The 25,254-nt window shown below is 51.1% G+C and carries 21 protein-coding genes; 7 read left to right on the top strand and 14 right to left on the bottom strand.

The genetic code is table 11. The annotated features are described in order from the left end of the window. The first annotated feature begins 162 nt into the window (after positions 1–162). Both OXH16_18130 and OXH16_18125 read left to right on the top strand, forming a co-directional pair. Complete coding sequence (locus OXH16_18130; GenBank protein ID MCY3683320.1) at positions 163–1,164, top strand: NADP-dependent oxidoreductase; 1,002 nt, start codon at positions 163–165, stop codon at positions 1,162–1,164. Between the two features lie 7 nt (positions 1,165–1,171). Next, positions 1,172–1,924 carry a phytanoyl-CoA dioxygenase family protein gene (locus tag OXH16_18125; GenBank protein ID MCY3683319.1) on the top strand — a complete coding sequence of 251 codons (753 nt, stop codon included), beginning with the start codon at positions 1,172–1,174 and terminating at the stop codon, positions 1,922–1,924. Positions 1,925–1,940: 16 nt separating this feature from the next. On the opposite strand, the gene OXH16_18120 is transcribed toward OXH16_18125, so the two are convergent. The 7 genes from OXH16_18120 to OXH16_18090 are packed head-to-tail and all read right to left on the bottom strand — an operon-like array spanning position 1,941 to position 8,890. After that, a complete protein-coding gene (locus OXH16_18120; GenBank protein ID MCY3683318.1) occupies positions 1,941–3,086 on the bottom strand; it encodes an MFS transporter in 1,146 nt (381 codons plus the stop codon). Continuing rightward, positions 3,083–3,808 (bottom strand): creatininase family protein, encoded by a 726-nt coding sequence (locus tag OXH16_18115; protein ID MCY3683317.1) that lies wholly within the window; start codon positions 3,806–3,808, stop codon positions 3,083–3,085. Before OXH16_18115 ends, OXH16_18120 begins: the two co-directional genes overlap by 4 nt. Before the next feature lie 20 nt (positions 3,809–3,828). After that, positions 3,829–4,542 (bottom strand): M50 family metallopeptidase, encoded by a 714-nt coding sequence (locus OXH16_18110; protein MCY3683316.1) that lies wholly within the window; start codon positions 4,540–4,542, stop codon positions 3,829–3,831. Positions 4,543–4,555: 13 nt separating this feature from the next. Further along, positions 4,556–5,530 carry an aldo/keto reductase gene (locus OXH16_18105; protein ID MCY3683315.1) on the bottom strand — a complete coding sequence of 325 codons (975 nt, stop codon included), beginning with the start codon at positions 5,528–5,530 and terminating at the stop codon, positions 4,556–4,558. 21 nt (positions 5,531–5,551) lie between these two features. Continuing rightward, a complete protein-coding gene (locus OXH16_18100) occupies positions 5,552–6,808 on the bottom strand; it encodes a sulfatase-like hydrolase/transferase (protein MCY3683314.1) in 1,257 nt (418 codons plus the stop codon). Between the two features lies 1 nt (position 6,809). Next, positions 6,810–7,823, bottom strand: a complete 1,014-nt coding sequence (locus OXH16_18095; protein ID MCY3683313.1) for an NADP-dependent oxidoreductase — start codon at positions 7,821–7,823, stop codon at positions 6,810–6,812. Positions 7,824–7,861: 38 nt separating this feature from the next. Continuing rightward, a complete protein-coding gene (locus OXH16_18090; protein ID MCY3683312.1) occupies positions 7,862–8,890 on the bottom strand; it encodes a mannonate dehydratase in 1,029 nt (342 codons plus the stop codon). Positions 8,891–9,080: 190 nt separating this feature from the next. Between OXH16_18090 and OXH16_18085 the strand changes: the two genes are divergently transcribed. Next, positions 9,081–10,181: a prolyl oligopeptidase family serine peptidase gene (locus OXH16_18085; protein ID MCY3683311.1), complete on the top strand. Its 1,101-nt coding sequence runs from the start codon at positions 9,081–9,083 to the stop codon at positions 10,179–10,181. Between the two features lie 70 nt (positions 10,182–10,251). On the opposite strand, the gene OXH16_18080 is transcribed toward OXH16_18085, so the two are convergent. The 6 genes from OXH16_18080 to OXH16_18055 all read right to left on the bottom strand — a co-directional run bounded on the left by OXH16_18080 (position 10,252) and on the right by OXH16_18055 (position 19,473). After that, entirely contained in the window at positions 10,252–10,860 is a 609-nt protein-coding gene (locus OXH16_18080) for a hypothetical protein (protein MCY3683310.1), read from the bottom strand. A gap of 44 nt (positions 10,861–10,904) precedes the next feature. Beyond that, positions 10,905–13,712 (bottom strand): multiheme c-type cytochrome, encoded by a 2,808-nt coding sequence (locus OXH16_18075; protein ID MCY3683309.1) that lies wholly within the window; start codon positions 13,710–13,712, stop codon positions 10,905–10,907. 182 nt (positions 13,713–13,894) lie between these two features. Beyond that, entirely contained in the window at positions 13,895–14,560 is a 666-nt protein-coding gene (lepB, locus tag OXH16_18070; GenBank protein ID MCY3683308.1) for a signal peptidase I, read from the bottom strand. 78 nt (positions 14,561–14,638) lie between these two features. Next, on the bottom strand, positions 14,639–15,616 hold the full coding sequence (locus tag OXH16_18065) for a Gfo/Idh/MocA family oxidoreductase (protein MCY3683307.1): 978 nt from the start codon (positions 15,614–15,616) through the stop codon (positions 14,639–14,641). A 171-nt stretch (positions 15,617–15,787) separates the two neighbouring features. After that, positions 15,788–17,533 (bottom strand): phytanoyl-CoA dioxygenase family protein, encoded by a 1,746-nt coding sequence (locus OXH16_18060; protein MCY3683306.1) that lies wholly within the window; start codon positions 17,531–17,533, stop codon positions 15,788–15,790. A 194-nt stretch (positions 17,534–17,727) separates the two neighbouring features. Further along, the gene (locus OXH16_18055; protein ID MCY3683305.1) at positions 17,728–19,473 is read right to left on the bottom strand and encodes a phytanoyl-CoA dioxygenase family protein; all 1,746 of its coding nucleotides are present in this window, start codon (positions 19,471–19,473) and stop codon (positions 17,728–17,730) included. Positions 19,474–19,709: 236 nt separating this feature from the next. On the opposite strand from OXH16_18055, the gene OXH16_18050 reads away from it, so the two are divergent. Together OXH16_18050 and OXH16_18045 are read left to right on the top strand one after the other, a co-directional pair. Then, positions 19,710–21,143 carry a sulfatase-like hydrolase/transferase gene (locus OXH16_18050; GenBank protein ID MCY3683304.1) on the top strand — a complete coding sequence of 478 codons (1,434 nt, stop codon included), beginning with the start codon at positions 19,710–19,712 and terminating at the stop codon, positions 21,141–21,143. 27 nt (positions 21,144–21,170) lie between these two features. Continuing rightward, positions 21,171–22,118: a hypothetical protein gene (locus tag OXH16_18045; protein ID MCY3683303.1), complete on the top strand. Its 948-nt coding sequence runs from the start codon at positions 21,171–21,173 to the stop codon at positions 22,116–22,118. Position 22,119: 1 nt separating this feature from the next. On the opposite strand, the gene OXH16_18040 is transcribed toward OXH16_18045, so the two are convergent. Beyond that, positions 22,120–23,217, bottom strand: coding sequence for a right-handed parallel beta-helix repeat-containing protein (locus OXH16_18040; protein ID MCY3683302.1), 1,098 nt, complete (start codon positions 23,215–23,217; stop codon positions 22,120–22,122). A 115-nt stretch (positions 23,218–23,332) separates the two neighbouring features. On the opposite strand from OXH16_18040, the gene OXH16_18035 reads away from it, so the two are divergent. Next, the gene (locus OXH16_18035) at positions 23,333–24,301 is read left to right on the top strand and encodes a ribose-phosphate diphosphokinase (protein MCY3683301.1); all 969 of its coding nucleotides are present in this window, start codon (positions 23,333–23,335) and stop codon (positions 24,299–24,301) included. A gap of 10 nt (positions 24,302–24,311) precedes the next feature. Continuing rightward, positions 24,312–24,995: a 7-cyano-7-deazaguanine synthase QueC gene (gene queC / locus OXH16_18030; GenBank protein ID MCY3683300.1), complete on the top strand. Its 684-nt coding sequence runs from the start codon at positions 24,312–24,314 to the stop codon at positions 24,993–24,995. The last annotated feature ends 259 nt before the right edge of the window (positions 24,996–25,254 follow it).

Here is a 25,254-nt window from a genome sequence, read left to right as displayed (position 1 = left end):
TTCCAATTCCACTGATGCAGATGGGGTGCATGGGGCAACAATTTATATGAGTCTGTGACGTTTGTCCAGACGAATCCATATCAAACCAGTTGTGTTTTGGGGCGACGGATTGTAATATACAGGGGATATTTGGGTCATTACAAACTGCTATTGGAGGAAGAAATGAATCGTCAGATTACGCTTGCTGCACGCCCTGAAGGATTTCCCGTGCCGGAGGATTTTAAGCTCGTTGAAACGCCTATTCCAGATCCTGCAGAAGGCGAGGTGTTGTCGAGAACACTGTTTATGTCGGTTGATCCCTATATGCGCGGGCGGATGAATGATCGGGCATCGTATGCGGCAAATGTGCAAATTGGCGATGTGATGGTGGGCGGCACGGTGGGTGAAGTGATCGCGTCGAATGATCCCAATTTTGAGGTTGGCGATATTGTCCAGGCGCAAATTGGGTGGCAGGCTTATGGCGTGTCTAAGGGATCAAATTTGCGCAAGGTCAATCCAGATCTTGCACCTGTATCAACGGCTTTGGGGGTATTGGGGATGCCTGGGCTTACGGCGTATTTTGGATTGCTGGAAGTTGGACAACCCAAAGAAGGCGAGACCGTACTGGTGACGGGTGCTGCAGGTGCTGTGGGATCAATTGTGGGACAGATAGCCAAAATCGTGGGCTGCCGCGTTGTGGGTGTGGCGGGTTCAGATGAAAAGATTGTCCATGTGGTTGACGAGTTGGGTTTTGACGCCGCTTTCAATTACAAGGAGGTCGATGATTACAGTGCCGAATTGGAACGTCTGTGTCCCGATGGTATTGATGTATTTTTTGACAATGTGGGTGGCGCGGTTTCCGATGCGGCCTTTCCCCTGATGAATGTGCGCGGTCGCATTTCTGTTTGCGGGCAAATATCGCAATACAATTTGACCGCTCCGGAACAGGGTCCTCGGATGATGTGGTATTTTATTTCGCAAAGATTGACGATGCGCGGTTTTCTGGTTTTTGACTTTGAAGAAGGGCACGCCGAAGCACTCAACCAGATGGCTATTTGGGTCAATGAAGGGCGGATTAAATATCGGGAAGATATCTGGGAGGGGTTGGAGAATGCCCCCGAGGCATTTATCGATATGATGCGGGGTGGAAATACTGGCAAGCGCGTCGTAAAGGTGGCAGACTGAGATGGATATGACAGATTATCAGATCGAACATTTTCATCGCAATGGATTCTTTTTTGTTCCAAATCCTCTGGACGATGATGCTATGTTTGAGATTGACCGGTGCCAGCGAGTAGTTGAACCGGAGTGGTCAAAGGCCGGGTGGGCAGAGGGTTTTAACCGGGGTGCTTGCCAGTTTTTTATGGTGGGCGAGCCGTTGTTGCAGGCGGTGGAGTGCCCGGAATTTGTGGGTATGGCGCGGCGCATTTTGGGGTGTGAAGATGTGCATGTGGGCGCGTGTGGGTTGGGCGATGCGTCAAAAATTGTTTCGGCAGATGGGCGTTTGCTGCAGCAGGTCCACTGGCACGCGGACGGGGGACCCGATGTACGGCAGGTGTCGATGCGCACAGCATTGGACAGGCACGATCCATCCAATGCGCCGTTGCGCGTATTGCCCGGTACACATGTTAGGCTCCGCGAGGAAGTTATTGAAGAATTGCGGCAAATCGAAATTGCAACCGGGCAGCACGATGAGATGCCCGAGTTGTTATTTGCCTCACATCCCCGTGAGGTAGAAGTGATTCTGGATCCGCGATGGACGCTGGTGTGGACGCCGAGTTGCTGGCATGCGACGGGTGTGAAGACAGCTGCTGGTCCAAGGCGTGCGATGGCGTGGAATTATTTTCCGAGTGGTGGTCGCAAACGAGATGTGGAGGCACTGAAGTACGTGATTGAAGGTTGGGAGGATTGGTCCGATGATCGGAAGCGGTTATGGGGATTGTGAGGTGAGTGATCCGCTCTTATTTTTGGGATACAGTTATCAGCGCGCCGATGGCATATATTCCACCGCCAATGAGAAAAATCCAGTCCGATGGCAAATGCACCTGCTGTGTCATCCATCCGAGCATAGGGCCTGTTGCGGAGCCGAGGTCAGATGCTGTTACGTATCCGGCAACTGAACGCGAACCGCGCATTCCGGCCTCGGCGTGCATGACTACCGTTGCGCCAACACCACACAAAAAAAATATCACCACGCACAAGATCAACAATCCCGTATTGGGTGTGATTGATGCCGAGAACAGAGCCAATGTCCCGGTGCCAAAATAAATGGCTGCACTCCACCGTCGTCCCAATCGATCACTGATATGGCCCAGAAAAGGACCACCGAGCGCGTCGGCAATCCACCGTGAAGATAGCAACAGGCCGTTTAATGTGGCTACGCCAATGGCCATACCCAACAGGTTCAGCGACGTGCCCACGGTTTCGACGAGGACCACCCCCAAGGTGGACATTAAAATGCCCGGTCCAACGCATCCGATCACAAATCCACAAATCATTAATTTGGGGACCCAGCCGGAGTCCGCGACGCCTTCTTTATTTATATTTTTTTCGAAAACAGCGCGTCGCGCGATCCATCCCAGGGGTGTTCCTATCAACGAGATGATGGCGAATAAAAAGAGTGTGAGTGTAAATCCAATGATGTCGTGAGCCAGCCCGCCTAAAAAATTGCCTCCCACCGACCCGAGGCGCGATACGCCGTTGTAAAATCCCATTCTCTGGCCGATCATTGATGGCGGCGTGGTATCTACCACGGTCATCAAGCCAATCTGGCGTATAAATGACCAGGATAATCCCCAGAGCATGCGCGCAATAAGCAAGATGGGGAAGGAGGTGACAACGCCGTAAACGGCGGTCAATACGGCTCCGAGAATCAGGGAGCCTGTCATCAAAGCTGTCAGATTATAGCGCTGGCACAATTTTTCGGCCAGGGTGTTCGTTATCAGGCGCACCCAGCGATTTACCGAGAGAATGATGCCGACCTGATAAGGCACCAGTCCAATTTCGGCATAATGCGTTGGCAACACCGAGTACAGCATCTGGTCGCCCAATAGCGAAAACGCCGTAGCTAATGCAATGAATACAACAGCCTGTGACGATTGCATCATGGATGATGTTCGACATTTTCTCTGCGATGCTCGCCGTCGATAAATGCCTGCGTAAATGCCGTTACCTGTGTAATCGCATCTTCTACGAGCGCTGCACCGGCTTCTGCGGTGGCTTCCAGAGGTTCCTTATCTACTTGATCCTGCATTGCATCGTGGCGCACGTTTTCGGGCCACAGTGCCAGTGCGAATGCCGTTTCAAATTCCTGTGCGTGTCCCGGATAGCGTTTTGTTTTCAAATTTTGCTCGGCAACGTCCTTTGACATGAGATCCCAGTAGGAAGTCCATTGCAGATTTACGTCGGGGCGGTCGATCTTGAAAAACAATCGCCATTGACCAAATATGCCCCGCAAAGGAGCTACATTGCCGCCGTGACCATTTAGCACAATGACGTTTTTTACGCCATGGCGCACCAGGCTTTCGACAGCGTCGAATAACACGGCCAACCACGACCCGGGTTTGGCTGTCACGGTTCCTTTGTGTACCATGTGGTGTTCGGAGATGCCTACAGCCATCGGTACATTGACAATTACCTGGGGGTACAATCGTTTGGCGGCCTCCACTGCGACATGGGTTGACGAGGCGGTATCGTGCTCCATTGCCAGGTGCTCTAAATGCTGCTCGTTGCTTCCCACTGGAATAATCGCCGTTTGAAATTCTCCGCGTTCCAGTGCTTCCCGAAATTCTCGTCGCGTCAATTTTGCCAGCAGAACTTGCTCGCTCATCGCGTTTCTCCTTGTGTTAATTAATCTTGTGAATAATACTCCGCGGTCTGGTTAGATGATGCCTCAGTGCCATTTTGTATCTTGTGGCGGATTAATCCCCGCATCGCCCTGTACATGACATAAATTGAAATGGCTGCCCAAACAAATGCAATTGGATATGCCAATATCTCTATGCCGAAATACCGAGCCAATATCCCTGCATCGGTGCGTTCTGTCTGCATCCACAAATCCGTGCGAAAATCGTACAAACTGTACAAACACAGGACAATACCGATCCACGTTGCCAACACATGTGATAAGCGACCAAATCGAATCGTTACGACAATCAGTACGAGTCCACAGGTCGCGCCAAACCAGAAATCGAGTGTCCCAAATGGCGTGTACAGTGCAGCCATTCCAATTTGCAGAATACCGATCAATCCGAGCAATATTCTTTGTGTGCCCAGCCATCGGCCCGTATAAATTAGCAATGCACCGAGAAAGGCCGATCCCACATAACCCGCTGAACTGATGAGTGGAAATATTCCCCCTCGACTGATCACATGCCCCGATTCATTCCACCGTACGCGCAGTTCCTCTACTTCACCGCCTGTTGCAATCGCCATACTCGCATGGCCCATTTCGTGTATCCACACCACAAAGACGCGAAATGGTTTTATGACCGGCGTGTCCCACAATGCCAGTGCGATAACTGCCAATAGCAGATGTAGCCAGAATGTTCTTATTATGGTCATTCCCAATACAAACCTATCGTCCGGATTCCAAATTCACGGAAACAGCGTCCAATTTATCTCGCAATGCGGCATCCAGAACCCATCCCACGCCCCCGATATTGTCTTCCAAATGCGCGATGGTGTCGCCACCTGTAATTGCCACGGTTACTTCGGGATGCGACAGGACCCAGGATAGGGCGACTTGCCCCGGCGTTTTGTCCAGTTCATTTGCTATATCAAACAGGGTTGTCAGCACTTTTTCCTCTGCGCCCGCCATCATGGTTTCGTATTGCGCCATTCGGCGTTTTGCCCACAGCGAACCTTCAGGGGGGAGTGCGTCGGGTTTGTAAAACCCGCTCAATAGTCCCACGGCTAATGGACTGTAAACCATTACTCCCAGACCCTCGCTTCGCACAAAGGGAAAAATTTCCCGCTCCAATGCGCGATGTAGCAGATTGTATGGATTTTGCATGCACATATAAGGTACCAGATTCAGTGCGTGTTGAATCCAGAGTGCTTTGCACGCTTGCCATGCCGAATGGTTGCAACACCCGATATAGCGCACCTTGCCCTGATGTACCAGATCGTCCAGTGCGCGTGCGGTTTCTTCAATCGGTGTCGATTCATCGAAGTTATGTACGAGATACACGTCGATATGATCGGTGTCCAATCGGTTCAGTGAGCGTTCCACTTCCCGCATGATGTGATAGCGGGATAGACCCTGATCATTTGGTCCCGTGCCGATGCGGCTAAATACTTTCGAGGTGATTACCACATCGTCCCGTTTGCCCTTCAGAGCTTTGCCCAACACGACTTCTGAACGCCCGATATGCGTGCGATCATCTCCGGGACCATAGGTGTTGGCGCAGTCGATCAAATTTATGCCCAGGTCTATCGCTCTCTCAATAACTCTTTGTCCTTCCGCTTCGTCTGCCTGTCCGCGAAAGCCCAGGCCCAGTGCCAGCCGACTTACTTTTACACCTGCTGTACCAAAATTGACATAATCCATAAATCTACTCCAGTTAAATGTTCATATTTTCGCCAATAAGATTGGGGCGAGTTTATCTCTTGTTTTGTCTGCCCAGGCTTGCAGGTGGGTTTTTAAATTTGCAACGGTTTCAGAGCTTGCCATCTCTTGCCAGCGGTTTTGCCGTTCACCCGGGTCGCTGGGCATGTGATACAGTTCGGGTTTTCGCACGGTTGACAAAATCAGTTTCCAATCGTCTGAGACTACACACCGCTCTTCTCCTTTATCGAGTTCGGGCTGATTGGGGCCTTCGCCTTTTTTATCGATAAATGGCGTATTTACTATGACAAGTGCCTCGCGTCCTGTTTTGCCACCCTGTCGGATTGAATCGCTGAGGTCTATACCATCGAGGTCCTCGGAGACTGCATATCCCAGGAGGCCGAGGATCGTCGGTATCAAATCGACCGAACTGATGAGGATTTCGCCGATTCTACCGCTGGCAATTGCTGCGGGGAATCGCATGAGCAGGGGGATGCGCGCGACAGTATCATAACAGAGGCGTTTGCTGTGGTCATTCCACCGGTGGTCAAAGAGGTGACCGTGTTCGGAGGTAAAGATGACGAGGGTATTGTCTGTAATTCCACTATCATCGAGTGTTTTCAACAGGTCGCCAACTGCATCGTCAATCGCTGTACACATCGCGTAGTATTTGCGCCGTTTTTCGTCCTCAGGGTAGAGTTTTTGATAAAGTGCTTCGTATTTTTCGGGGACAGAATAAGGTGGATGGGGAGGATAATAGGATACATAAGCACAGAATGGACGTGTGTCCTCTTTGCGAATAAAATCAATGGCGTCTTGTGCCAGTACATCCGTTTGATACACTTTTTTTTCGTCAATAGTGTAATAATGCCCTTGTCCTCGGCCGTCGCGGGGATATGTGGGCATTGTCTCCCATGCGTCTCTCGATGGATCTCCCAGGTGCCATTTGCCAAAGTAGGCACACCGATATCCCACAGCTTTGAGGAAATCGGGAAAAAGCGGTATTTCTGGATCTATATCCCATGTGTTTTCGAGCACGCCGTGATTGTGCGGATAAAGGCCCGAGAAAATTGTGCCGCGATTTGGCGCACAGACGGGTTGTGCGGCATAAGCTCTGTCAAATCGCATTCCTTCCGATGCCAACCGGTCCAGATTGGGTGTTATAACGCCCTTTTTGCCATAACATCCCACGCCATCCTGGCGCTGTTGGTCCGTTAAAATGAATAGCAGATTGGGCGGCTCTGCGGTAGCTCTGCTCACCCGTGATACATTTTGTGCCATGTCAACTCCCATTACATTTCACCAGTCGTTTGCCAATATTATTACCTCGCAGCATGCCGATAAATGCCTGTGGCGCGTTTTCCAATCCTTCGACAATATCTTCCCGGTAATTGAGCCTACCTTCCTTTAGCCAGACCGACATCTGTTGCAATCCCTCGGCGTGTTGATCAGCGAAATCGCCCACCAGGAATCCCTGCATGTGCAACCGCTTGCCAATAAAACCTCCCATCATCCGGGGTCCCATTTCCGGTTCGATGAGATTGTATTGTGAAATTTGTCCGCAAACGGAAATTCGCCCCCACATGTTCATGAGGGAAAAAACTGCATCGGTAATGCTTCCGCCCACGTTGTCAAAGTACACATCGACGCCATTGGGGCATAAGCGTTGCAATTCGGCGCGGTAATCCGCTGTGGTTTTGTAATTGAATGCGCCATCAAAACCCAGGCCGTCAATGGCATAGTTCACTTTTTCATCGCTGCCGGCTATGCCAATGGCACGGCAGCCTTTGATTTTTGCAATTTGCCCGACCAGCGATCCCACGGCGCCGGCTGCTGCCGAAACCACGACGGTCTCGCCAGCTTTGGGTTTGCCGACTTCTAATAAGCCGAAATAGGCTGTCAAGCCCGGCATGCCGAGAATGCCGAGTGCCGTAGAAACGGGTCCCAGTGAAGGATCTATTTTTCGAAGGCCCTGTGCTGGAGAAACCGCGTAAGCCTGCCATCCGTGATCTGCCCAGACAATATCTCCGGGCTGAAACTCAGAATGGTTGGATTCAATTACTTCGCTTACACTCCGCCCAATCATAACCGCACCAATTTCTACATTTGGCGCATAGGATTTCCGGTCATTGATGCGCCCGCGCATGTAGGGATCAACGGAGAGGTACTGCGTTTTCAAGAGCAGTTCCCCTTCGCCGGGTTCCGGAATGGGCGATTCTACAATTGAGAAATCGGATGTTTTGGGATATCCGACTGGACGCGCAGCCAATCGAATTTGAATATTTTTCTCTGCCATAAAAATAATGCTCCTGATTTTTCGGTGGTTTGGATATTTCATTCTGCATAAACTGCTTCTCGTATGCCTTTCAAATATCCGACGGCAAATAGTCGCGCGATGCCTTGTTCGTCGCCAAATTGCTCGTCTCCCATTTTGGGATAGTGGTCTGGGCGGCACACGCCGTCAAATCCGATGTCTCGATATGCGCGCAAACATTCGACGAGGTCTGTTTTGCCATCGTCGTGAAATGTTTCTTCAAATTTATCGGGTTGGCCGACAACATCGCGAATGTGTAAGAAATGGATTTTTTTCTGTTCGCCAAAGTGCCGGATGACCGAGGGCAAATCGTCTGTCATCAGTGTAAAATTACCCTGGCAAAGCCCAATACCATTCATCGGGCTCGGTACGAGGTCAACGAGTTTCTGGTAGTTTTCTACGCTGCTCATAATGCGCGCAATGCCGCGGATGGGCGATAGCGGTGGGTCATCGGGATGCAGAGCCAGTTTGACGTTGGCTTCTTCTGCTACGGGTACAATGCGCTCGAGAAAATACTTCAGATTGGCCCACTGTTGTTCCTCTGTCACGGTTCCCAGGGAGATCTCTTGTTCGGCTATTGATACGCCGTCAATATTGCGTATGGGGCGCTCGGCGGGATCGCCTTGCGATTCCAGGGCATTGAGATCAAATCCGCTTACATGCGCGCCGCCCCGAGATGAAATGGATCGGGATGTTCGCATGACTCCCAGTATGGGCATCCACGCATAACACCACACGGGGATTCCGAGTTTGCCCATGTTCTGGAGGAGTTCACAGACTACCTCAATTTCCTCGTCTCGTCCGGGCAATCCCAGTTTGATCTTTTCCATGGGGGGCCGCGATTCAATGACCTCAAGAGGTATTCCGGCTGCTTCGTAAGCGGCTTTTGCTTGTGCCAGCGATGTGTAACTCCAGGGCTGTTCTTCTGGCTCCGCGTCCGGTTTTGGGCGCAGTGTTATGCCTCCAACTGCGCCTTCGACTCCACATTGTTTCATGAGTGTCCACCTTTGACTGTCTTGAGGCGGTGCCTGGATAGCAATTCTCAGCATGACTATTTCCTTTCGCTGTTGGTGTTTTTGCCATTTTTATCGCTGCCCAATATATGCAGACCGGATGCGACATGCCATAAAAAATCTATCGCCAATAGCGCGGTCTAAATGGCTTTTGAGAAGCTATGCTCTTGCATATATTGATAATGACAAAAGGCAATCACTACCTGGCATACAAGGAGGCTCTGCTATGACCTGTTGGAAAATTCTCGCTGTCATCCTGCTGTTCACATCACCTCTTTTTGCTCAGGAGCAAGCTGAAAATCGCTTCCAAAGCGCGGCGGAGCGTTTTTTTGCGCGCAATGACAAAAATAAAGACGGCAAATTGTCGCGGGAGGAATTTCCCGAACGACAGCGCCGTCTGTTTGCGCGAATTGACACAGATAAAGATGGCTTTGTCACACTCGAAGAAGATATTTTTTATCGCAACAATAGACGGAGGAATACCGTGAATATTCCAGAAGGTGTAACTGTCCACCGAGATCTGATCTACGGACGGGTCGGGGAAAGAAAACTTCCCCTCGATCTCTATCTTCCGCCCGATATATCATCCCCTATGCCCGTGGTGATATGGGTTCACGGGGGCGGTTGGCGTGGGGGATCTAAAGGCAATGGCGGGCGGGCACTCAATATGACCACTCGCGGATTTGCCGTTGTTGATGTGGAATATCGGCTCAGCGGCGAAGCCCTCTTTCCCGCGCAAATCGAAGACTGCAAAACAGCCGTGCGATGGGTGAGAGCAAATGCAAAAAAATACAATCTCGATCCCGACCGCATCGGCGCGTGGGGTTCATCTGCTGGCGGTCATCTCGTGGCGATGATGGGTTTAACGCACGATGAAGATGTATTTGAGACGGATGATCACAGCCAATATTCGAGTCGGGTTCAGGTGGTATGCAACTGGTTTGGCCCTACGGATTTTTTGCGTATGAATGATTTTGAAGGCAGAATTGATCACGACGCAGCCGATTCCCCCGAGTCCAGACTCATTGGTGGTCCTATCCAGGAAAATAAGGAGAAAGTCGCTGCGGCCAATCCCATTACTTATGTCAGCAAAAACGATCCGCCCATGCTTATCATGCACGGGGAAAAAGATCGGGCAGTTCCCTATAATCAGAGCGAGTTGCTCTATGCGGCAATGCAAAAAGCGGGTTTGGATGTCACGCTTTACAAGGTTGTCAATGCCGGTCACGGCTTTGGCAATGCAGATAACCAGGCATCGCTGGTTGAAATGTCTGTTCAGTTTTTAGAAAAGCATCTCAAACCCCAAACGGATGCCGCATCGCCATAAGATTAAAAAAAGCCCTGTGAAAACAGGGCTTTTGTTTTTTTAAACGATAGGCTCTCATATCTGGGCGAAATCACTGAAACTCCAAACTTGCCACAATTTGCTCATATTCGGTTAGCGGATAGCCCGCATCTCGGCTGCCATTGCCGATCATGTAATACCCTACCTGATTGTGGATGGCTATGGCTACGAGAAATCGGGTGCCGGGATATGCCCTGTTGGAGCGCTCCAGTTGAGAATAGCGAAATTGCCACTGAATTGCCTCGCCCACCCTGAGTCGGATGCGCTGTTTTTCGCCGATAACGCGATATTGATCAAATGCGAGCATTAGATACTGCTCTTCAAATTCTTGAACGAGTTGATCCAGTGTCATTGTCGTAAAGTTAGCTGGTAGTGCTCGTGGCTCCAAACGCATTTGCGGACGAAAGCCCCCCTCACCCGTAAGCCCAGGGCTGAGCATGCGTACGGTCACGGGTGGCAAACCATTGATGTCTCTTTGTGATGTAATGGTTGCTACATCGATACCCCACTGGTCATTGGGACGACTGATTCGAAATCCCCAGGAGTTGTTGACATATACAAGCCCGTCTAAAGTGGTTTCAGGCTCTGTGGGGATTGGTTTACACCCAGAAGTTGCCAACAGGCTACACAGCAAAGCGCAAAATATTCGGACGTGTATCATATCGATCTCCTTTTCGATCAATCGCGAAAGCAAACAGGTACTGATTATTTGACGCCAGATGGCCTGGCTGTGTTCCTGTCGCGTTGGAGTAATTCCGGGTGCAGGCGATAAAATATCGCTTCTATTTGCTTCAGACCTTCGGCTTGCACTACAAAACGCCCATCGATTACTACAGTCGGCGACCTTGTCGGTATCACGCCGAGTGCTCGAGCAGTGGCGTGTGTTTCTGCTCTGTTGTCTATTCCGCTGACGTCAATGCCCATCTGTTTTAAGCAGTTTACTACAGAAGATGTGTCGGAAGATGCCTTCTGCTTGTGGCATAACAGCGCGTCAACTATCCGCTCTGGAGCGGTCTGTTGTGCCTGTCGAAATAGTGCATTTTGTGTGTCATTGCCTACAAAGTGCAGGCGCAAGCGCTCGGGTGCCTGGATTTTTTTGCCCCATTGCAAGAGTCGTTCTGCTATTTGTAAGGCCGGAGACACGCTAACATCCATAAACAGGTCCATTCCCTCTATATTCTGGCCTTGAAAAACCCGCGCAATGGGCGTCAATAGCACAGTTGGAACAAAATGATCACCAACGCGCTGCATCAGGTGTGCAAATCGATTAAAATGGGCTGTTTTCTCAAATTCATTATTCAGCACATAAGCTGGCACCCGGTCTAGCCTATAACGCGCAATCAGGTTCTGTCCTATCTCGCTGTTTACTTCTACAGTTTGGAACTCAGCACCGGGAAAGAGCGATAGTGTAGATCGAATAAACGAATACGTATCACATACCGTACAGGTTGCGTCGTTGAGAATGGTCGTTTGAAAGGGAATGGGATCGCGTACTTCGCATCGCGCGTTTGGCGTCCCGCCGTTTAAGCATAGGCCAACTTTGTCTGGGTGTACACAATCCCGATCGCTGAGGCACTCGGGAACATCGGCGCAAAAGGGCAAATTTTTATTGTTTCGACAGATGAACTGCGCCACCTCATGAGAAGATGTTTTGACATCGCGTCCATTTACGCGCAATGTGGGCGATGCGTTGATTCCCAGCAGATTGGCCCGGCGAATATTTTCGGCAAATAACGTTTCACCCACATCGTTTTCGGATAGCTCGGCGATTTTGTCTGCGTCCATGTTCACCTGCGTTGCACAGATGCGCCAATCGGTTGCAATGCCCGATTTATTGCGACACAAAATGTAATCCCAGAACCGATCGGGGTATCGTGATATCACAATGGTTTGCCGAATGCCTTCGGCTATTTCTCTGTCGCCGTGCAAACTGCGAAAGCGACCCGATCCCGTCGAGGTCGTCGCTTTGCATCCTGGCTGTGCTGTCTGTGTCGAGCGTGTGACAGGGGGGGGCGATGCGACATTTTTTGTATTCGCTTCGTCTGCGATAAAATACAGGCGAAAGTCGATTTGATCCCCCAACTTGCGAAATAGAGGGGCAAGGGTTTGTTCTGCATGTATGCCATAGGGGCAATCTGCCATCACGAATAGCTCAACGAGAGGGCGGCCATCCTGGCTCGGTTCTGTTTCACCATGCTCTGTGTCCGATTTGGTTATTGCGTGAGAAGAGCCGTGTCCCTTGTGATTCACTTCTGCCAGCATATCGGCAAATCGGGCGTCAAAGTCGGGTGTCTGGTTTGCATCGTGACAGCGCTGGCACAAATCGGGAGATGGCGTGCGGCGGATATTGCTGATTTCTGGGCGCCGCGCGTGTTGTTCACCAGGCCCGTGGCACACTTCGCACTGCACATTTGTAAGTCGTTTGACATCTTTGCCAATCCGGAATCCCGTGGGATATCCAAATCCCGTGGTATGACACGTTACGCAGTCGGGCTGATAGTGTTTTTGTTTTTGCAACAAGCGATTAAATGCATTGGCATGGTGTGACTGTTCCCAGTCTGCAACCTCGGTAGCATGGCATCCTTTGCACGTCTCTACCCCGACATATCTATTGGTGCCCCGATGCGCCTGTTCTTCCTGTGCAAATCCCGCAAATCTCGGTCGTCCTGTCTGCTGTAATGCAGAATTTTTTTGAACCAGATTGTAGAATTCATCCACGAGCCGTTTCACGGTGCGGTCTTCGCCAATGGATTCAGAGAGCAATACGGAGGTGATTTGTTCTGCTGTCACCCGTCCATTTTCTACGTTTAAGATCGCCTGTCCAATTGCTTTGCCCTGGGGTTGGGTGCCCAGCAACAGGGTATTGCCGATCCTATGGGTTGTCTCGGTTGATCGCGTGCTGATCACGATATCTATATCGGAGATATGTTGTACGAGGCTGCGTTCTTCCTCTCGATCCAGGTCGCTCAATACAACTATGAGGTCGGTCTTTTGACGCACAGATGCCACTGCTTCCTGGATGCCATCGAGCCGGACATTTACGCCATCGGGCATATTTATATGTGAGGCTCCCATTGCCATACCGTGTACTTCAATCTCCCGTTCACCCGCCACACCTATGATACCGACGCGCACATCGCCCGCGTCCAGAATGCGTATTGGCGCACCCATTTGCACGCCATTTACCTTTAAGTTTGCACTTACAAAAGGGATGCCGATCGAATCGCGCATGGTTTCAAAGAACGATTGTCCAAATCGCAATTCTCCCACACCGACATTGGCCGCGTCGTAATGGATGGCTTTCATGGCTTGCAAATGTATTTTGCATCGCAATTGGTCCAATACGGTATCGCCTGCAAATAGACCGCCGGCATCTACTAACAGGGCATTGGGATACGATTGCTTTAAGTCATTTACCATTGTCGCACGCCGCGCAATGCCGCCGAGCTGGTTGTCCGCGCAGCCACACACTTCCAGGAAGCTCTGTGTGTCTCCTGTATAAAGCAGTACCACCTCTGCTGCTCTACTTTGTCCGGTGAGACAAAAGACAGCTAATAGGAGACACAAAACGAGGGGTGATCTTTCACATCTGTGCTCATCCGTGTTCATTTGTGGTTGCTTTCTGTTTTCTGAATTTCGCCTGTAAAAAAAGGCCCGATATTTCATCGGGCCTTACAAATACCATTTTTATTCGGTTACTCCACCAGGCCCAGCCTGCTCCAACGGATTTTTTGAAAAATATTCCACAGAGGCTTTTGGCTATCCCAGGAATAATAAATAAATAATGGGTGTGCTTTTACTTTTTCCATGGGTACCATCCCCCAAAACCGGCTGTCATAACTGCTGTCGCGATTGTCTCCCATCACAAAAATATGCCCCGGTGGCACTGTGTGAGGTCCATAGTTGTCGCGCGGGCTGTGCTGTTTGTGTTCTACTCTGGGGTCTTCGTGCTTAACGCCTTCTGGATTTTCAAATCGCTTTCCATCTACATATACAATTTTGTTTTTGATTTCCACTGTCTGTCCTTCAACCGCAATACACCGCTTGATAAAATCGCGCGACTCATCCCGGGGGAATTCAAAAATTACCAGATCCCCCGGTTGAGGGGTTGAAAATCCCGGTACGCGAAATGAGGGCAATTTGGTATTCAGTATGGGTACGCGGTCGGGTATTTGCGTGCCGAAGGTCAGTTTATCGCCCAGTACGTAATCGCCTTCTAATAGCGTGTCTTCCATCGATCCCGAGGGTATGTGATATGCTTGTACCAGCGTTCCCCGGATTAAAATGGCTAAAAATATGGCGATTCCAAATTCTCGCAATGCGCTTCTTTTTCGCTTCTTTTTTCTGTTTCTTTTGAGCATAGTCCTTCCATTGTGGTGAGTTGTCGGTTATACTACGTTGTGCCCTGTAAGAGCGGTAATTGGTCTGGCTGCTTTCTTTCAACGATTTTGCGAAAAATAAGTTCGCTCGGGTTGACCCGTTTCAGCAGATTTATTTGCCGCGAGCGAAATATCGAGGCTGCGCAAACCGTCTTCAAAGTCAGAGAGGATTCCCGATCCATCTCCCGAACGAATTGCAGCCATAAATACTTCGTCGATATCTTCCGATTCGCGCATTTCGCCGACCTCAGCCGCATTACCTGGAAATACGGTTACACCATTGCCATCGACGGTCGCTCGCATATCGCGCATGATGATATCAATGCCATTTGAGCCACCGCCATTGCGGAGAACGCAGGTGGAACTCAGTGTGCCCACAGCACCTTTTTCAAATTTGAGCGATAGGGCATATACGTCGGGGATATCGAGATTTTCGACATCGTTTAATGCGCGGGTGGCGTAATACGCGTGTACTTCTGCGACATCGCCCACGAGATAACGCAATAAGTCGATCTGATGCGTGGTCTGTTCGACAATCTGCCCACCCGACTGCGCCATCACGCGCCACCACGGCGTGCCCGGTAAACCACCCCAACGATAAGCCTGTGCCATGGCGATGGTCTTGTCTTTTAAAAATTCACGTCCCTGTTTTGCCCAGCCCGTATATCGCTGTTGATAGCCCACAGAGGTCAGTACACCTGATTTTTGAACGGCTTCCAGAATTTCCAATCCCTTTTCCATTGAGGGCACTACGGGCTTTTCCAGCAGCATGTGTACGCCTTGTTGCGCCGCCAAAATTTCTGCATCATAGTGTGCAAATGTCGGTACGACGACATACATCGCGGTCAAATTTTCACTGTCCAGCATCACGCGATAGTCGGTATAAGCCGTGCCACCAAATTCTGAAGTCGCGCTTTGTGCGGTTTCTTCTTTTATGTCACAAATTGCAACGATCTCGACATCTTCTATATTGGCTAACGCGCGCATATGCGACCGTGCACGTCCTCCAGCACCTACAAACCCCACATTAATGCCCATTTATATCCTCCATTCAAAAGGTGAGAGGTAAAAGGTAAGACGTAAGAGGTCCCCCAACCACACGCCAATAGGAACACCTCACACCTTGTATTCTCTCGTTCAAAAATAGACTGCATGACCAGAACTGTCAAGAGGCACGCCCATTATTAAGCTGTATTGCGTCACTTTGCGTTATTTTTTTACTACTGGACCCTGTGGCGCTTCCTTGCTGTACAATGTACTGCCTCGCTCGTAAGACGCGACGACTGAACCGTCGGCAATTTCCAATCTGGGTACGTTTTTTTCGAATACATCGCGGTCGGGTCCGCGCATGACGGCTATCTGTTCGTCGCTCATGCCCGAGACGAGATCGCCCCACCGTTTTTCTGGATGGGTCAATTCTCCGCCGCTGCGATTGAAGTTGCGCGATGAGTATTTGTGCAAAATCCCCCGCCGCGAGATGTCGCTTTTCCACGCCAATGTGCCGTGTGTGGTGCCGCCATCCATGAAGAAGAGCACATCGCCCGCTTTCATCTCTACGTGTTTTACCAATCCCATGTGGTCATCGCAGGAACTCACCCCAGGCGGCATGCGATAATACGCTTTGTGCGATCCCGGTACGCATGCAAATCCACCGTCGGCTTCGGTTACGTCGCGCAATTGCCAGGTTACGGTTACGGCTTCACAATAGCTTCGCCCATTTTGATAAATATATCCGCGCCCTGGATTGAGCGGCTCATTGGAGTCGTGCAGGGAATGGCCCGATGTGCCTTTGACCGCACAAAATGCCGTTCCTCCACCCGTGCGACCACCACTGGCACCCATCCAGTTTAGCCGATGTTCAACGGCCGGATGGGCGAGCATTCGTCGAAAAGGATCGCAATGGGGACTGGGCAACTGAGTCAGCCCACCCAACAGGGGCCTACCCGTGCCCGCGAGGCTTTTTGACCCGCGTGCGAGTTCTTCGCCAACGACGATTCGGTCCTCAAATTTGTCAATGGCGGCATTGGCCTGTGCCAGCCATTCTTCATCCATGACCCCGCGCAGCACCAGGTACCCGTTTAAGTCCCAAAAGTAAAATTCTTTTTGGTCAATGCCCGAGTTTGGATTTTTCATCAGGAAAGATGGGTGAAAAATTTCGCGAGATTCTTCTAATGTGATTGTCTCGCCATCTGTTTTCAACGTTGGCGGTGGCGTTGTATCGCGATATCCAGGTCTGTACAGCGATGCACGCTGCTCTGGACTCATTCCCGCCATCGAGTCGGATACTGGCATTTTATCCGATTCAGGGCCAGGTCCCACAGAACGGATCACACCGCGGCCCACGTATTCGTAGGATAGCAAGCGCTGTGGTCCCTCGCCTTGCCAGGGACGCATGCCCTGTACGACGCTCAAGCCGACGATGAGCAGATCGCCCGCTTTTAGTTTGGGTTGAAAAAGATAATCCGAGTCATCTACACCGGTCAATATATCCTCTGGCGTTTCTACATTTGATTTGTGGGTACACGGTACGAACACAAACCCACCATCGCCAGCTTTGGCATCAGAGAGTGCCCAGATTACGCGCACGCCTTCACAAAATCTTCGATCATTCTGATGATAATATGCCAGCGCGGGATCTCGCGGTTCATTGCCGCCCTCCAGCGGGGCAGAGGTGTCACAGGTTTCGTCGCATAGAATTTCGGGTGCGCGGTCGAGCCTGAACCCATGTCCCACAATTTGATTCAGACACCACACGAGTTGGGGATGGATCAACAAATCGCGAAAGGGTTCGCGCAAATCGCCTTCCCAGCCGAGCATTCCTTCGAGTGACCCTGCCCGATCAATCGCGTTGTTTAACCGCGCGACTTCGGGACGGGACAAAGCCCCCGGTATATGCAAATAACCTGTTAAATCAAAGGCGTAATTCTCTTCGTTTGTCATGGTTTCCCGGTCCATTTCAGCCTCCTTGACTGTGATGTACCTGTTTGCCTGCTGGTATGCAGGCATGAATGTGGCGGTTTATTCATGAAATGTTCAAATTGATTCAAAAAACAAGTATAAAATGAAACCCCTCTCAACCGATTGCTTGACGCATCTGAAAAAAAAACTGCCCATTTAAATGGACAGTTTGTGAGTTGTGACGCTTTGCATTATTTTTTTACCACTGGACCGGTAGGTGCTTCCTTGCTGTACAATGTACTGCCTCGTTCGTAAGACGCGACGACTGAACCGTCGGCAATTTCCAATCTGGGCACGTTCTTTCTAAACACATCGCGGTCGGGACCGCGCATGACTGCCATCTGTTCATCGCTCATGCCCGAGACGAGATCGCCCCACCGTTTTTCTGGATGAGACAATTCTCCGCCGCTGCGATTGAAGTTGCGCGATGAATATTTGTGTAAAATCCCCCGCCGCGAGATGTCGCTTTTCCACGCGAATGTGCCATGTGAGGTGCTGCCATCCATGAAGAAGAGCACATCGCCCGCTTTCACCTCTATGTGTTTTACCAATCCCATGTGGTCATCGCAGGTGCGCACGCCCGGGGGAGTAGGATAATACGCTTTGTGCGATCCCGGCACGCATGCAAACCCACCATCGGATTCGGTTACGTCGCGCAATTGCCAGGTTACGGTTACGGCTTCGCAATAGCTGCGTCCATTTTGATAAAAGTATCCCCGGGTTGGATTGAGCGGCTCATTGGAGCCATGCTGGGAATGGCCCGATGTGCCTTTGACCGAGCAAAATGCCGTTCCTCCGCCCGTGCGACCACCGCTGGCGCCCATCCAGTTCAGCCGATGTTCAACGACCGGGTGGGCGAGCATTCTCCGAAATGGGTCGCAATGGGGACTGGGCAACTGAGTCAGTCCACCCAATAGGGGCCTGCCCGTGCCTGCAAGCGTTTTTGATCCTTGTGCGAGTTCGTCGCCAACGACGATTCGGTCCTCAAATTTGTCAATGGCGGCATTGGCCTGTGCCAGCCATTCTTCATCCATGATCCCGCGCAGCACCAGGTACCCGTTTAAGTCCCAAAAGTAAAATTCTTTTTCGTCAATACCCGAATTTGGATTTTTCATCAGGAAAGATGGGTGAAAAATTTCACGGGATTCGTCCAATGTGACTGTCTCGCCGTCTGTTTCTAAAGTCGGTGGTGGTGTTGTATCGCGATATCCGGGGCGATAGAGCGATGCGCGCTGTTCAGGTGTTAGTTCTGCCATCAAGTCGGATACTGGCATTTTATCCGATTCAGGGCCAGGTCCCGCAGAACGGATTACGCCGCGGCCCACGTATTCGTAGGATAGTAAGCGTTGCAGTCCCTCGCCTTGCCAGGGACGCATGCCCTGTACGACGCTCAGACCGACGATGAGTAAATCACCCGCTTTTAATTCGGGTTGAAAAAGATAATCCGAGTCATCTACACCGGTCAATATGTCTTCTGGCGTTTCTACATTTGATTTGTGGGTACACGGTACGAATACAAATCCGCCATCTCCGGCTTTGACATCAGAGAGTGCCCAGATTACGCGCACGCCTTCACAAAATCTTCGATCGTTCTGGTGATAATATGCCAGCGCGGGATCTCGCGGTTCATTGCCACCTACCAGTGGGGCAGAGGTGTCACAGGTTTCGCCGCACAGTATTTCAGGTGCGCGGTCGAGCCTGAAACCGTATCCTACAATTTGGTTCAGATACCACACGAGTTGGGGATGGATCAGCAAATCGCGGAATGGTTCGCGCAAATCGCCTTCCCAGCCGAGCATGCCTTCGAGTGACCCTGCCCGATCAATTGCGTCGTTTAACCGCGCGACTTCGGGGCGGGTCAAAGCTCCCGGTATATGCAAATAACCCGTTAAATCAAAGGCGTAATTCTCTTCGTTTGTCATGGTTTCCCGGTCCATGTCAGCCTCCTTGACCTCGATTTACCTGTTTGCCTGCCCATATGCAGGCATGATTGCGGTGGTTTATTCATGAAAAGCTCAAATCGATTTAAAAAACAAGCATAAAATGTAGCCCCTCTCGACCGATTGCTTGACGCATTTGATGTAGCTCTGTAAATTGCGCCTGTTCTTTCTCTAATGCTTGCTTTATTCGGATTACTGAAATTTTTCTGCTGTGAGTAATGAAAGGCATTATAATGGCAGAGTCTCGTCCCAATATTGTGCTTGTGATGTGCGACCAGATGCGCTGGGATGCGGCTGGTTTTGCGGGTAGTTCTGTTGTTCAAACGCCCCATCTGGATCGTCTATCCGAGGGCGGGGTGTGCTTTGAAAATGCCTATTGCGCTTCTCCTGTTTGTTCGCCTGCTCGGGCGAGTTGGTTGACCGGATGCTATCCCCATGCCCATCTGCAATTGCGAAATTATGGGCCACAACGGGGAAAAGACTGGGGGGGATATCTGCCGCAGGACCGCGTTACGATGGGGGATGTTTTGAAACGCGCGGGATATCGCTGTGGCATGGTTGGTCCGTGGCATCTGGGCGATGACCATGCGCCACAGCACGGGTTTGAGGATTTTTGGGAGACTTATCGATATCTGGGCGACGAATATACAGATCCTCTTTTCGATTATTTTGAACGCGAGGGGGTACCCAATCTCTACAGCGATGGGGAACTTGTCACCCAGTACGGAAATATTCTGGCATTTGCGACACTTACAGACCCGCGACAGCAGCGTACGACCTGGACGGTTGACCGCGCGATTGAATTTTTGCGCCAGCAAGAGGATGATCCGTTTTTTCTTTTTGTGAGTGTTAAGGATCCGCATCCCCTCATCGTTATCCCACCAGAATTGCTCGAACTCTATCCGGTAGATCAAATGCCTCTGCCGGATTCTCTGCGAGACCCACTTGAGGGTAAACCGCATTTTCAGACTCGCGTAAAATTTCGCATGCCCGATACGGTGACAGATCGGCAGTTCCGCGAGATGATGGCATACTATTACGCCCTGATCACCCATATTGATGCGGAGGTCGGGCGTCTGATTGGCGTTCTTGAAGAACAGAATATGCGCGATAATACGCTCGTGGTTTTTATGAGCGATCACGGCGAACTGCTCGGCGATCACGGTTGCACAGAAAAGTGTCTGATGTACGAAGCCTCGGTCAGAGTTCCTTGTCTGCTCTCGTGGCCGCGCGCGCTCCCAACGGGTTTGCGCGTGACGACCCCGCTTGCCGGTGTTGATTTAATGCCGACTTTACTCGATCTGGCAGGCGAGGCGCCGCTCGAAAAAATAGATGGTCGCTCTGTTGCGGACGCGATCCTGAATGGTCGGCAGCCGAAACCGCAGCCCATTTTTGCGGAGATCGCCAGCCAGGAGGCCATTTATTGGGGTGCAAAAGAAAGAGAAGAGTTTGCCGCGCATGTGATGAATCTCGATGGTCGCTGGAAGTATATTCGCAATCGTTTTGATATCGATGAATTGTACGATTTGGAGACAGATCCGGGCGAAATGCAAAATCTCGCGCAGCTTTCCGAATGTCAACCGCGCATTACAGCTATGCGCCAGCAAATCGCCGAGATGATTTGCCATACGGGTCCTGGTCCTTATGACTGGTGTTTGCAAATGTAGGCAGCGCGCGAAAAGGAGAACTACAATATGGGAGAATCAACAGGAATGACAGGGAACAACGCCATTCCATTTGAGGCGTTTGCGGGTTTTGAGCGGCTTGAGAATGTCAATCCCATTCTTGCCTGCGAGCCGCCAGAGTGGGCCGCTGCAGCCCATGCGTTTGTGATGGATGATACGGTGCACTATTTGTGGGGGAGGAGAAAAGAGGGCAATTATTGGGTTTTGATGCATAGCACGGCTCCGGTGAACGATCCCGCAAAGATCGCACACGATCCGCGCAATCCCGTGCTTTTGCCTTCGAGAGAGGGATTTGACGATTATACAATCGAATATCCTTTTCCGTTTTGGAATCCCGCCGATGGCAGGTTCTATGTTTATTATTTGGGGCGGCGACAAAAGCCGCCGAAGCAGACGGGTTTATTGGTGGGTGATGGCGATTTTGGCAAGTGGACGCGCGTTTGTCAGACGCCTGTGATTGCCTCAGATACTGCACATGAGCACCAGGGGTCGTCGCATCCCTCGGTTGTGGTTGTAGATGATACCATACACATCATTTATACGGGGGAGTCGGCAGAACCGCCGACCTTATGTCACGCGACCGCGCCGACGAGCGATCCCGCGGCTGTTACCAAAGATTCCGCGAATCCCATTTTTATGGGTAGCGGGGAAGTGTGGGATAGTTGTGGTGTTCGGGAGGCTGAGATTTTTAAGGGTCCACAGTATTTCCATCTCTTTTACGGGGGGTCCGATGGCGAGGCCTGGCGGATTGGGCATGTGCGAACACGCGATTTTCGCACCTTTGAACCCAATCCACATAATCCAATTTTTTCGCCCTCGTCAGATCCCGATGCATGGGACTGCGATGGGATACTAACGCCCCAGATAATTGAAATTGACAACCGCTACTACATGGTTTATGCAGGTATGAGAGGGAGGGAGTGGCAGACGGGACTCGCGGTGGCGCAATCTGTATGACTCAGTCTTTCAGGACGCGGTTGGGTGTGTACTGGTTTGTGTAGTGACGCATGTTTCCCGTGGCGTTGTTTTGTTTGATGGCGTCAGCGGGGAAGGTATGGAGAAACCAGTTGTTGTAGATTTCAGCACTTTCCTGGGGAATACCGCGAATGACTACGGCGGGTACACCAGTGGCGCGAAAGGTGTTGTGGTGGATTAACATAAGATCGCCGGCGATGTGCGTATCGTCACCGCGATCCTGGCCGCCGTGCATGTCAAAGCTGTGGCTGTTGGCGTTTTCCAGAATCAGGTTGTAACGGGCTTCATAGCTGGTGCCGGGTCTTCCGGTGCCTGCAATGTGGTGGCGACACCAGTCGAACAAATTGGCCTCGATAAGGGCGTTGGACTGATCCAGCACCACGCCGTAGCCAAGGCCGTAGCGCTGGTTGTGGTGAAAGTAGTTGTGATGGATGTGGTTGTCCGTCGAGCCAGCCCGCAGGAAGATCGCGCCGTGACTCCAGCCCCAGAGTTCGCAGTTATCGACTTCGAGGTTGGGATATTCGGTCTGGATGGCGCGGGAGTTTGGGATGCTGTAGTAGCGCCCTTCGGCATGGAGTTGTCTCATTTGCTCGGTGCGTCTGAGGGTGTCCGGTCCCCGGAAGCGAAGGCCGGTGATGCGGATGTTGGGACCGGTGGCGATAAAGAGGGGTATGGTTTCGAGTTGTTTGGAGTAGAGCAGGGCACCCTGGGAGCCGGGTTTGCCCCGACCGCTGGCGAGTGTGACGCCCCCGCGTATGGCGATGTTTTGTTGTCCGGTCAGGTCGATTCTGACGGTATCTACTATATAGACTATCTGGTTGGTACCGGCGAACTCGAGAGCGTCGAGCAGTTCCAGGCGGTTTGTGACCAGGTATTCGGATGGGTCAACCAGGCGGTTATAACCCTCGCCACCGCCGATGGGATTGCCGGTGGGGTTGATATCGGCACCGAATTTGTCATCTGAAAGCAGGGGTTTTTCCTGCTGACCATCTGAGGAAGGATCGGGGGTGAGTGGCTTTTCTTTGTCAGAACAGGCGAGCAGAAGGAGCAGTGCGGTGAGATATCGAAGCGTTCCTGACATGTCAATCTCCTTCTTCAAATGATTCGTCAGTGAAAAACTACGGCAATTCAGCTAATTGATCAAGTCGAATAGAAGTCCTATCAACACGGGACCACTCAAGAGAAAGGAGCTCGCAATGCGCGATATTGTGGTCTTTAGCGGGAACGCACATCGTCAATTGGCAGAGCATATCTGCCAGTATCTAAGCGTGTCCCTCAGCCGCAGCACGATCAACCGCTTCAGCAACGATTGCATTCAGGTGCAGTTGAACGCAAATTGTCGGGAGGCTGATGTCTTCCTGATTCAGCCTCTTGTACCACCTGTTCAGGACCATCTCATGGAACTCCTGCAGATGCTGGACGCGGCGCGCGGGGCATCGGCTGCCCGTACGACGGCCGTTATTCCATACTACAGTTACGCACGGTCAGATAAAAAGGATGCGCCTCGCATTTCTATTGCAGGGAGACTGGTGGCAGATTTAATTGATACGGCAGGTGCTAATCGGGTGCTTACGATGACCCTCCACGCGCCGCAAGTACATGGGTTCTTTCGCATTCCCGTCGATCATCTCAATGCCCTCCATGTGTTGGCGAGATATTTTCGGGGTAAAGACCTGACGGATACGGTCGTTGTTTCGCCCGATCTTGGAGGCGCGAAGGAGGCAACGCATTTTGCCCGCCTGCTCAAGCTGCCCGTAGCAGCCGGAATCAAACGCCGCATCAGCGATGAAAAAGTCGTGATTGATTCAATTGTCGGCGATGTAGAGGGGAAGAAGGTGATTGTTCTGGACGAGGAGATAGCTACGGGAGGGACACTTGTGGAGCTTATTGATCGCCTTCGGGAGCGCGGCGTTAATCACATCACGGTATCCTGCACGCATGGACTTTTTACGGGACAGGCCCTGCCGCGTTTGAGTGCAATAGCAGAGGTGAAGGAATTGGTGACGACAGATACGGTTCCGCTTTCTTCACAGAGCCAATGTCCTCCCAATCTGACCACTCTATCCGTGGCACCTCTCCTGGGTGAGGCGATCCGCAGGATACACCACGGGGAATCGGTCAGTAGTCTGTTCACGGCTCCAGATTGGATCGTGGATACGGGATAGGAAAAAGATAATGAAAAAGAAAGCGGTTGTCTTGCTCAGTGGTGGTTTGGATTCTACTACAACTTTGGCTATTGCCACAAATCGGGGTTATGCCTGTTACGCGATCACTTTTTGTTACGGGCAACGGCACGAAACCGAGTTCGAGTATGCAAAAAAAATTGCCGCTCATTTTGGTGTACGGGATCACGTTATTGCCAATATTGATTCGCGTGCTTTTGGTGGTTCGGCATTAACCGACGATATCGATGTACCCAAGAATCGAGACGAGAGCGAAATGTCCGACGGTATTCCGGTCACTTATGTCCCCGCTCGCAATACGATTTTTCTTTCTTACGCGCTTGCAATGGCCGAATCTCTCGATATTCGCGATATTTTTATCGGCGTCAATGCCATAGATTACAGCGGTTATCCCGATTGCCGCCCCGAATATATTGCCGCCTTTCAAAATATGGCGAATATCGCCACCAAAGCCGGTGTTGAAGGAGATACGTTCACCATTCACACGCCGCTTATTGATCTGACCAAGGTCGAGATTATCAAACGGGGATTAGAACTCGGTGTTGATTACGCTATGACCTGTACCTGTTACGATCCCGATATAGAAGGCCGCGCATGCGGGCAGTGCGACGCCTGCCTGTTGCGCTTGCAGGGGTTTGCACAGAATGGTATGAAAGATCCGGTGGCCTATCGGTAAGAGGCGGTTCTTCATTGCCGCAATGTACGCTTGCTAAATTTATGCGGATTTACGTTCTTAAATAAATAGTGGTCTCATTCACCTTTAAAGAATTGTGTCTATGCCAGCTCTATCTCTCGACCAACTCATCGCCGATTATTGCGATCAAAACGCACACTCGCAACGCCTTTTCAAACGCGCACAAGAAGTTTTGCCCGGTGGCAATACGCGCACCGGTGTTTTTGTCAATCCCTTCCCGATTTACGCGGACCAGGGTGAG

It is taken from the genome of Gemmatimonadota bacterium (genome assembly GCA_026705765.1).
Lineage (GTDB): Bacteria > Latescibacterota > UBA2968 > UBA2968 > UBA2968 > VXRD01.
This window is presented reverse-complemented; position numbering and strand designations above follow the sequence as displayed.

Coding starts and splice junctions, on each gene's coding strand:
- OXH16_18130 (MCY3683320.1), top strand. CDS start 163: ATGAATCGTCAGATTACGCTTGCTGCACGCCCTGAAGGATTTCCCGTG.
- OXH16_18125 (MCY3683319.1), top strand. CDS start 1,172: ATGACAGATTATCAGATCGAACATTTTCATCGCAATGGATTCTTTTTT.
- OXH16_18120 (MCY3683318.1), bottom strand. CDS start 3,086: ATGATGCAATCGTCACAGGCTGTTGTATTCATTGCATTAGCTACGGCG.
- OXH16_18115 (MCY3683317.1), bottom strand. CDS start 3,808: ATGAGCGAGCAAGTTCTGCTGGCAAAATTGACGCGACGAGAATTTCGG.
- OXH16_18110 (MCY3683316.1), bottom strand. CDS start 4,542: ATGACCATAATAAGAACATTCTGGCTACATCTGCTATTGGCAGTTATC.
- OXH16_18105 (MCY3683315.1), bottom strand. CDS start 5,530: ATGGATTATGTCAATTTTGGTACAGCAGGTGTAAAAGTAAGTCGGCTG.
- OXH16_18100 (MCY3683314.1), bottom strand. CDS start 6,808: ATGGCACAAAATGTATCACGGGTGAGCAGAGCTACCGCAGAGCCGCCC.
- OXH16_18095 (MCY3683313.1), bottom strand. CDS start 7,823: ATGGCAGAGAAAAATATTCAAATTCGATTGGCTGCGCGTCCAGTCGGA.
- OXH16_18090 (MCY3683312.1), bottom strand. CDS start 8,890: ATGCTGAGAATTGCTATCCAGGCACCGCCTCAAGACAGTCAAAGGTGG.
- OXH16_18085 (MCY3683311.1), top strand. CDS start 9,081: ATGACCTGTTGGAAAATTCTCGCTGTCATCCTGCTGTTCACATCACCT.
- OXH16_18080 (MCY3683310.1), bottom strand. CDS start 10,860: ATGATACACGTCCGAATATTTTGCGCTTTGCTGTGTAGCCTGTTGGCA.
- lepB (MCY3683308.1), bottom strand. CDS start 14,560: ATGCTCAAAAGAAACAGAAAAAAGAAGCGAAAAAGAAGCGCATTGCGA.
- OXH16_18065 (MCY3683307.1), bottom strand. CDS start 15,616: ATGGGCATTAATGTGGGGTTTGTAGGTGCTGGAGGACGTGCACGGTCG.
- OXH16_18060 (MCY3683306.1), bottom strand. CDS start 17,533: ATGGACCGGGAAACCATGACAAACGAAGAGAATTACGCCTTTGATTTA.
- OXH16_18055 (MCY3683305.1), bottom strand. CDS start 19,473: ATGGACCGGGAAACCATGACAAACGAAGAGAATTACGCCTTTGATTTA.
- OXH16_18050 (MCY3683304.1), top strand. CDS start 19,710: ATGGCAGAGTCTCGTCCCAATATTGTGCTTGTGATGTGCGACCAGATG.
- OXH16_18045 (MCY3683303.1), top strand. CDS start 21,171: ATGGGAGAATCAACAGGAATGACAGGGAACAACGCCATTCCATTTGAG.
- OXH16_18040 (MCY3683302.1), bottom strand. CDS start 23,217: ATGTCAGGAACGCTTCGATATCTCACCGCACTGCTCCTTCTGCTCGCC.
- OXH16_18035 (MCY3683301.1), top strand. CDS start 23,333: ATGCGCGATATTGTGGTCTTTAGCGGGAACGCACATCGTCAATTGGCA.
- queC (MCY3683300.1), top strand. CDS start 24,312: ATGAAAAAGAAAGCGGTTGTCTTGCTCAGTGGTGGTTTGGATTCTACT.